Here is an 8,410-nt window from a genome sequence, read left to right on the forward strand (position 1 = left end):
GAACACGGAAGTTAAGCTCTCTAGCGCCGATGGTAGTTGGGACCTTGTCCCTGTGAGAGTAGGACGTCGCCAAGCAAGCTTAAGACGAGTCAGAATGACTCGTCTTTTTTGTATGCTTTCATGCCTCTGTTAATTGCTTGTTTAACTCCTTCTAAATAGGCAAAGCCATGCCTTTTATCTGGTTCTAAGTAAGTACCTTCTGCCCATTCATTCCACGCATTAATAAATAAAAACTCGCTGTTGTAAAGAGAATAGGTGCGCTGGATTTGCTTACTTAAATATATCGTGAACTTCTCGGGAGTAGAGCCTACGAAAATGCTGCTATTTAAATCTTTGCGGCGTGCTGTGTTATCCCAGTCAACAAAGGCACCGGGAAATGTTTTTTTCTCTGAAGGAGATCGCTTTAATATATACATCCACACTTTATCATAATCCCAAGCGTTTATTTGTTTACTAGATTCATATATTATCTTATTTATGTCGGAAGAACTATCGTGAGCAATTGTATAAAAAGGTTCGAATTGAATGCTAGCATCAAATCCATTTATATTAGGAAGTGGAAAGCTGTTTAATGTTTCTGCGAAGTATATACCTTTCAAACCATTTTCTTGTGCGAGTGTATTCCAGTAGTTAAGCATTTGCTCACAATTAGGTATATGCCCAGGACGATAAATAATGAATAGTGGTTTATTATCTATACGGATATACCTCTTATCTTGGAAAGCTTGTAATAAATAATCAAAGTGTTCTTTCCAATCCGATAACCCTCCGTAATTTTGAGGCATTAATATGTGACTATCAAGACCATCCCAAGTTTTTGTCCATGGTTCATTTGCCCAAGATAGGCAAAATGGAAAATCTGGTTCGCCCATCTGAAGTACCTCATTAAATGGTCTCTCCAATAGCCTCTTCCCTTTAAACCAGTAATGGTAATAACAAAAACCATATATGCCGTGTGCTTTGGCAATTTCTGCTTGCCATTTTCTTACGGATGGGGTGGTTAAGTCGTAATAAAAATCTTGATAAGGTTCTCTAGGTTGATAATGTCCTGGAAATAAAGGTCGTGCACTTTTAGTATTTGTCCATTCAGTAAAACCTTTTCCCCACCATCGGTCATTTTCTTTTATTTGATGAAACTGCGGTAAGTAAAAAGCAATTATTTTCAAGATATATCCCCCTTATGTGCTTCGTAGTTCAAGTGGTGGGAAGTTATTTTTGATTTTTCGAATCTAGTTAAAGCATGAGAAACGTTATTTACTTACTCTGTTTATGCCTCATAATGAATTTTTTTGTACAGTTTGCTTGATATGGAAATCTTTAATGATTTAATATATACGGCTGAAATATAAAATGATCTTCATTATACAATGAGCGAAAAGAGTTAATCTTTTTGGAGAACAAATAGAGCTTGGGGTAATCGGTTTGCATCATCGAAAAAGTCCCGCAGCTTTAAATACTTCTCATAGTGGTTTTTAATATAAGTTCTAGGTATAATGGTTTCCCCGTAGAAGCTACTATTTCTAACGTCTCCAGCTCCCGTAGGGCTGTGGACGAAATTGCCGCTTTCATAATCCGAGATAGCACGATTTATATCTGGAAAAGCTTGAGATAAAGTTTTATGCCATCCTGTCTGAATTAATTCAGGGTGTTCCTTAAATTGTTGACAAAAATCGAGAAAATAGCGCGCTTGTGTTGTGGCGATGAGGATTCCACCTGGACGAAGAATTCTTGAAAATTCCTTTATCCAATTTTCTCCAGTTTCTTCGGATAAATGTGAGAATACAGAATAAGCGAATATGATGTCTAATGAATTGTCATTAATAAATTCTGCAGGAGGTTGTGGGGGAGCTACTTTATATCTGCCTCTTCCTAACGTTTCGTTACAAAGGTTAATCATTACAGGGTCTACATCAATACCAAGTAAATTTTTATGGCGAACATCTTTGAAAAAGAAGCGTATGATTCTTCCCCAGCCACAACCAAAGTCTAAAATTTTCCGTTCTTTATTCAAGGGAACGCCTAAATTATGGGCATATGTTTTTACAAGTCTATAAAACAAATATGCTTCATAAAGAGCATGTTCATAGGAAGCACCTACAAACTGTTGTTGAATTTCTTCAGGGGGGAACATAGGTACTGGGATACCATTTATCTTTGTTTGTGAGCAACTTTGTATAAATAGATGAAGAAGTTCAACATCAGAAAGCGGGCTAACAAGGTTATCAAAATCACTTCCTAACTTAAAGTCATCCATTTGTTAACCTCCAAATTATATGGTGCCTAAAAATCATTTTCTTGTTTTCTACTAATAAAAACATGTAAAAATTCAGCATCTAAGCCTAGTGATTTATCCTTTTGTAAATAAACTAGGGTATACATATTTGCATGTGTATAAATATATTCAATCATATCTTGGCCCCAATCAAATGTTACTAAAGACCCATTCTCATCAATAGGATTTCCGTGATAAATTGGCTCTTCAATATACTCAATTCCATCCTCATTGATTCTTGCCCTTTGCAAAGTTTTTGGAAGTGTGTGGTACCAAGGGACAGTAAACACATGAGCACCGCCAGGCTTTAATACACGCTCTATTTCTTTAAAGGCTTTGTTTGGTTCCATTACATGTTCAAAGACATCTTGAGTAATGAACAAATCAAAAGATCCATTTTGGAAAGTCATGTTTTCTAAGTTCTCGCATCTAATCCCTTGAAAGTATTGGCCGAGAGGATAGTTTTTAAAGTATTGAGAGTATGTATAGTTTTTGCAGTTTTTTATTAGTAGTTGAGTTGTAATCCCCCCAGGTGAGGATTCGTGAATATGATAGGAACCCCATTTCGGGAAAAATGTATTTAAAACATGAATTAAAGCTCGCTGCCTTGGTATAGAGTGGCATGTAGAACATAAGTAGTGATCTCTAAGCCAATCGTTATGCTCTATAAATGTAGCTTCCTTCTCACAAATAACACAGTATCCAGTATTGTGCTTTAAATTACCTTCCACATGACATCACTCCCGTGTGAAAAATCCATATGACATACGCCAACAATTAGCGAAATCAAAGAGGGCGGGTGAAAAGTAGGGAACCCACATTAATTAAAGTTTCACTTTATGCTATGCGATACATTCACTTTTATTCATTGGAGAATGATGTATCGACTTAAAATACTCCTTTTATGTAAGGATACATTTCAAAGTCCTGTGCATATATTTCTGTAACTAACTCCATTGTTTCTTTATCATAAAAACTTTCATATGTTGGAAAGCGAGGGAAGGCTGTATCTGTAAGGCTGAGTTCCGCATAGTTTCCTGTATAAATCATCTTATGAGCGCGATGATGATCTGAGCTTGTAAGTAGCGCTAAATGGGATTTAAGTAAATCGTACGTGTGTTCTAACTTGGTGATTTGTGTATTAAAATCTTCTAAAGGAATATAGTGTTGGATAAAATTTTCTTCACCTGGAACGTATTGCTGACTGAAATGTATGTCCATTGCTACGGAATTGGAACCGAATGCTCGAATGTAATATAAAAATTGTTTAAATGATATTCCTCGTTTACTATATTTGTCATTATACAAATACTGGCGGATACTTTCCCATTGAGGAATTGCATATGGATTGTCAGCAAGTAATAAAAATGAGCTGACAGCCCTTGTATAGGGATTCCGCACAAGTTTACAAACATCTTTTTTTGCTGTTAGAAGACCATTTTGTAACTCTGGTATGTAGTTGGTGTTGTTTTTATACACCCAGAATTCATAGTAATGAATAAAGTCATGGTATTTTTTTGCTTCAGTAAATAATCCAATTTGAAAAAAGAACCAATTAGCTAATGTAGTACATCCGCTTCTGTGGCTCCAGAATAGTATCAGGGGAAAGTCTTTATGGAAATGTGGAATTCGGTCTTTATGTAGAATTACATGATTTAACAGCTCTTGATTTACATTCTTCATAAATTTAATGCTCCTTTTTGAAAGTTTTATTTATGGAGAAGGCTTTACTAATCCAATATATTCATGGAAATGAGTAAATATTATGAGTGTTTTTCGGTCATCTTAGATAAGACAGCGATTCTAAACAGAAAATAAAGATAATGAAAATGTATAAGAAGCATACAATTATAAGAGAAAGAATAATAGAATTGTCCAAGTTCATTTATTTGTATTTACAGGTGTGATAAGCAAAAATCTTATTACTAGAGAGGATATTATGCGGAAGAATAATTATTTAATAGTAGGTGGAAATAGTTTCATTGGTATTAACCTCGCATTAGGTTTATTGAAAAAAGGCCAAAATGTAAAAGTATTTTCCAGACATATAAATAATTTTCCTCAAAATATTATAAGTGAGGTTGAATTTATTAAAGGTGATTTAGCAAATGTTGAAGATATATATAAAGCCTTAGTGAATGTGGATATTATTATTTATTTAGCTGCAACGTCTAATGTAACAACTTCAATTGAAGATGTTTTCGGAGATATAAACAGTAGCCTTTTTTTTCTTAATTTCATGGAAAGTGCTAAAAATTTCCCCATTAAAAAAATCGTATTAGCATCTTCTGGAGGCACAGTTTATGGTGAACCGGAATATCTGCCTATTGATGAGGAACATCCATTAAAACCACTTTCTCCTTATGGAATAACAAAGGTGTCGCTTGAAAATTATTTGTACTTTTATAAGAAAAAATATGGAATGGACTATGTTGTATGTAGATATTCTAATCCGTATGGAAAATATCAAAACCCGTTAAAGAAAGTTGGAGCAATAAATTGTTTTTTGTATCAGCATCTCAGTAATGAAAAGATTAATATATATGGGAATCCACAAGAAATTATTCGAGATTATATTTATATCGATGATTTAGTGGAAGTTACTATACAACTATCGCAATTAAATCACTTGAAATTTTGTGTGTATAATATAGGCAGCGGAAAGGGTCTCTCTTTAAAACGAATTATAGTAGAATTGGAGAAATTAACGGAAAGAAAAGTGGACTTTATCTGCTATAAACAAAAGCAAGAAAACGTTCAAAAAATCATTTTAAATATAGATAGAGTAAGACGAGAATGTAATTGGGAACCGAAAGTGGATTTCAAAAGTGGAATTAGATTAAATAAGCTATGGATTGAAGAGTTCTTATATAGTAAAAAATAATAAGCCATGCCCTACTTCTGTATAAGTAGAGCGTGGTTTATTATTTTATTTCTTTTTTTATTACCCAAAGATCTTGATGTTCCCACCAAAAACCTTCAGTGTATTTTTTGATAATAGGATTATAAGGTAATAATTTAATTTTGTCACATACGTAAGAGGGGCTAACGATCGTTTGCCCGTATTGATGAACATCTAAATCGAGTTGTTCGCTAGAGGGAAGAAACCAATAACCCCGTTCATTTAAAGCGGGAAAGCCGAAGTACTTTTTACTTTGATATCCATGAGTTGTGAAAATGAATAAGCCGCCAGGAGAAACAGCGTTATACAATGTCTGAAGCCAACGAAACCAAGTTGTATCAGGCATATGAGAAAAAAAGGATAGACAAAAAACGATATCATACGTAGACGAGGCTAATTTTACTTGTTCTGGTTCAGGGTGAGATAATAGAGATGAAGTATGTAATGTGTTTTCAATAAAAGTAATAGCCTCTTCGTGTATATCGCAAGTAGTTATACTTAAGTTCGTTTGCTGATTTAATAAATGACGTGTTACGCAGCCATATCCGGATGCGAATTCTAATAATTGAATTGGAGTGTCTACAGGAGGATAAAAGGAAGTAATTAAATCTAAGAGTGTTTCTGCTGATTTTCTTCCATCTTTAAAATAATAATCTATTGCTTCTTTTTTAGATGGAAAGACTGGATTTGTGACAAGGAATTGAAAGATATGATCTTCTGGGTGGATATTTGCACTTACATTGTATTTTTGTGCAATTTGAGAAATCAAATGTTTATTTGCCTCTATAAATTCTTTCAAAGAGTAACCCCCCTTAAATAATAGTAATGTCTTACAAGAGATACTGATGATAAAGAAAATATATAATTAAACCTTCAAATATGCTTCAAGGTACTTTCTATATGCATACATTTTCTTTTTTGAAATGTCGTCGATAGTAAAGTTGTCTTTAATGAAATTCTGCATTTGTACAACTTCACTGTAGTGGGAATATGAATCTTCTGTTCTTGTTACGCTATTTGTATGTCGTCTATGATAGTTTAGAGGTTTTGGATTAAAATAAATGTTCCCCTCTTTAAGGAGAGAAACATAGAAAAACCAATCGCCAGCTATTTTAAACTTTTCCAATTGTTTTGCTATTGTTTTTATATCTATGTTTTTAAAAACTAGACTTGAGACATTAGGTATGGTGTTTTTGATAAGTAACGTATCTTGTATTTCATCTATCCCTTTTCGGACATAAGAACTCTGCCATTTTTCCTTATCAATATCATTTGTGTAATCCAAATAATGATTGGCCAAGATATTTCCTTGTTCATCTATTTGTTTTGATTGTGTGTAGCTTAAGGCAACATCACTATCTATATGAAACCCTTGTATTACTTCTTCTAAAAATGTCTGATCACATAAGTCATCGGCCTCAGCAATCCAAATATAATCACCGGTTGCTGCAGAGACACCTTTTATCCATTGTTTAAATACAGAACCAGAATTTTTATCATTAATAATCTGCTGAACTTTCAGGTGGTGTTTATTTTCATTTGAGAGAAGCTTTTCAAATATAGATACGCTATTGTCAGTAGAGGCATCGTCTAGGAAAATTAGTTCGTAAAGGGGATAGGTTTGATTTAATATTGATTTAACTCGTTCCGGTAAGTATTTTTCGTAATTATAGTTCGGTACAATGACGCTTATTTTTTTATAATTATGCTCAAGCAAGTTTAATAATTGATAAACGTAATCAAGAAAGTTGAAATCTCTTTCAATAAGTTCTTGGCCAAAGGTCCCTTTTTGTAATCGTAAATCTTCATTCCCGATAAGTTCATATATTCTTTCCAGCATCATAGGTAAGTTTAAATAGTCTACTAATGCGCCGGTTTGTTCCGTAACAACATCTTCAAAACCTCCAGCGTTTTTGAACCCTATAACAGGGACTTTTGTATCTAATGCTTCTAAAACTACGTTTGGGAAAGGATCTTCTCTTGAAGTTAATAAATATAAATCAGCACCGGCGTTATATAAACCGATATCTGGAGTTGGGTCCACTAATGTGAAATGTGCTGTATATCTTGGGGAGATTGTATTAAAAAAATGAACATCTGTTTTCCCAACCCAGATAAAATGAATATTCGTATGCACCTTTCTTACTGAGTAAGCAATAAGTGAGAATAAATCTATTCCTTTTCGATGATCAGCAAAACCTACCCCCAAAATGATTTTGCTATCGAGAGGCAGGTTGTGTTTTTTTCGTAATTCGTTTCTCGCTTTTGCAATATTGTTCTTATAAGGGTTGTGGTTAAACAAACCTTGAGGGAGGATGTGGCATTTTTGATGATCTAATTGGGTGATTGTACGGAATTTCTCATACACGTATTGTGAAGGGAAGACAATTTTGTGGGCAGATTGGGCAATGTTTCTTGCTTTTCCCTCAGCAGAGTACTGTTGTATTAAATGCGGCAATTCATGTATTAATGAAATAACTTTAATATTATGTTTAGCTAGTAATGCAACTATATCACCACTTATGACGGTACTACATATGGCGATGGTATAGTCTTTTAATAATAACTTCTTTATTAATAATTCGACTTTTTCTTCCGTTGGGTAGTTTTCCTCTAGGCAATAAACAGGACCATACTTTTGAAAATCTTGGATTAAAATGCCCGTTCCAATAGAAATAATTGCGACGGAGTATTGAAAGTTTTCTTTAAGGGCTTTAATAGTATGTAAAGAAAGCAGCTGTGCTCCGTGGAAATGGGCATCATGGGATACATAAATGATTTTCTTATTAGCATGCATTTCATAACGCCTCCTAATGTAATTAGATTTTAGTAAATGTAGGATGTATTTATAATTCCTAGAGAGAAGTGGTAGGAGATAATTGTGAATGTAACCGAAATAAAAAAGCTACTTTTAATATATATTTGTGTGGCTTGATATTCATTCTTTAGAAAGTAGAAACTGTCGATTATAAAAATGACTACACTAGTTTATTAATCTTTAGGGAAGGAGTATAAAAAACTTTATAATTTATAAAATAAAAAGGATAAAAAGTATTGACGATTAGAGTACAGGAGTGTAATATAGAACAAGTCGCCGATGACATTAACGTCGAAAGCGACAAACGAAATGAAAAACTTAGTTGACATTGAAAGATGAAAATGTTAACATAAGGAAGTCGCAAATGAGCGACCAAGTAGTTCTTTGAAAACTGAACGAAACAAACAACGTGAAACGT

At 33.7% G+C, this 8,410-nt stretch carries 7 protein-coding genes; 1 reads left to right on the forward strand and 6 read right to left on the reverse strand.

Annotated features, from left to right (window positions below; translation table 11 throughout):
* Nucleotides 1-89: 89 nt before the first annotated feature.
* The 4 genes from PDK19_RS27075 to PDK19_RS27090 form a co-directional block, all read right to left on the reverse strand.
* Nucleotides 90-1,166 carry a glycosyltransferase WbsX family protein gene (locus tag PDK19_RS27075; protein ID WP_000690983.1) on the reverse strand — a complete coding sequence of 359 codons (1,077 nt, stop codon included), beginning with the start codon at nt 1,164-1,166 and terminating at the stop codon, nt 90-92.
* A 215-nt stretch (nt 1,167-1,381) separates the two neighbouring features.
* Entirely contained in the window at nt 1,382-2,254 is an 873-nt protein-coding gene (locus tag PDK19_RS27080) for a class I SAM-dependent methyltransferase (protein ID WP_074615653.1), read from the reverse strand.
* 26 nt (nt 2,255-2,280) lie between these two features.
* Nucleotides 2,281-3,003, reverse strand: a complete 723-nt coding sequence (locus PDK19_RS27085; RefSeq protein WP_000398938.1) for a class I SAM-dependent methyltransferase — start codon at nt 3,001-3,003, stop codon at nt 2,281-2,283.
* A 157-nt stretch (nt 3,004-3,160) separates the two neighbouring features.
* Complete coding sequence (locus tag PDK19_RS27090) at nt 3,161-3,955, reverse strand: sulfotransferase family 2 domain-containing protein (protein ID WP_049112285.1); 795 nt, start codon at nt 3,953-3,955, stop codon at nt 3,161-3,163.
* A 256-nt stretch (nt 3,956-4,211) separates the two neighbouring features.
* Here PDK19_RS27090 and PDK19_RS27095 point away from each other — a divergent pair, with 256 nt between their 5' ends.
* Nucleotides 4,212-5,156 (forward strand): NAD-dependent epimerase/dehydratase family protein, encoded by a 945-nt coding sequence (locus tag PDK19_RS27095; protein WP_001230823.1) that lies wholly within the window; start codon nt 4,212-4,214, stop codon nt 5,154-5,156.
* Nucleotides 5,157-5,196: 40 nt separating this feature from the next.
* On the opposite strand, the gene PDK19_RS27100 is transcribed toward PDK19_RS27095, so the two are convergent.
* Nucleotides 5,197-5,973: a class I SAM-dependent methyltransferase gene (locus PDK19_RS27100; protein WP_000657506.1), complete on the reverse strand. Its 777-nt coding sequence runs from the start codon at nt 5,971-5,973 to the stop codon at nt 5,197-5,199.
* 66 nt (nt 5,974-6,039) lie between these two features.
* On the reverse strand, nt 6,040-7,971 hold the full coding sequence (locus PDK19_RS27105; protein ID WP_000543173.1) for a glycosyltransferase: 1,932 nt from the start codon (nt 7,969-7,971) through the stop codon (nt 6,040-6,042).
* Nucleotides 7,972-8,410 lie beyond the last annotated feature (439 nt).

Source organism: Bacillus cereus group sp. BcHK124, assembly GCF_027712065.1.
In the GTDB taxonomy this organism is placed as follows: domain Bacteria; phylum Bacillota; class Bacilli; order Bacillales; family Bacillaceae_G; genus Bacillus_A; species Bacillus_A pacificus.

What these genes read in the sequence shown, in the direction of transcription:
- PDK19_RS27105 (WP_000543173.1), bottom strand. Translation starts at nt 7,971, where the DNA reads ATGCATGCTAATAAGAAAATCATTTATGTATCCCATGATGCCCATTTC.
- PDK19_RS27080 (WP_074615653.1), bottom strand. Translation starts at nt 2,254, where the DNA reads ATGGATGACTTTAAGTTAGGAAGTGATTTTGATAACCTTGTTAGCCCG.
- PDK19_RS27090 (WP_049112285.1), bottom strand. Translation starts at nt 3,955, where the DNA reads ATGAAGAATGTAAATCAAGAGCTGTTAAATCATGTAATTCTACATAAA.
- PDK19_RS27095 (WP_001230823.1), top strand. Translation starts at nt 4,212, where the DNA reads ATGCGGAAGAATAATTATTTAATAGTAGGTGGAAATAGTTTCATTGGT.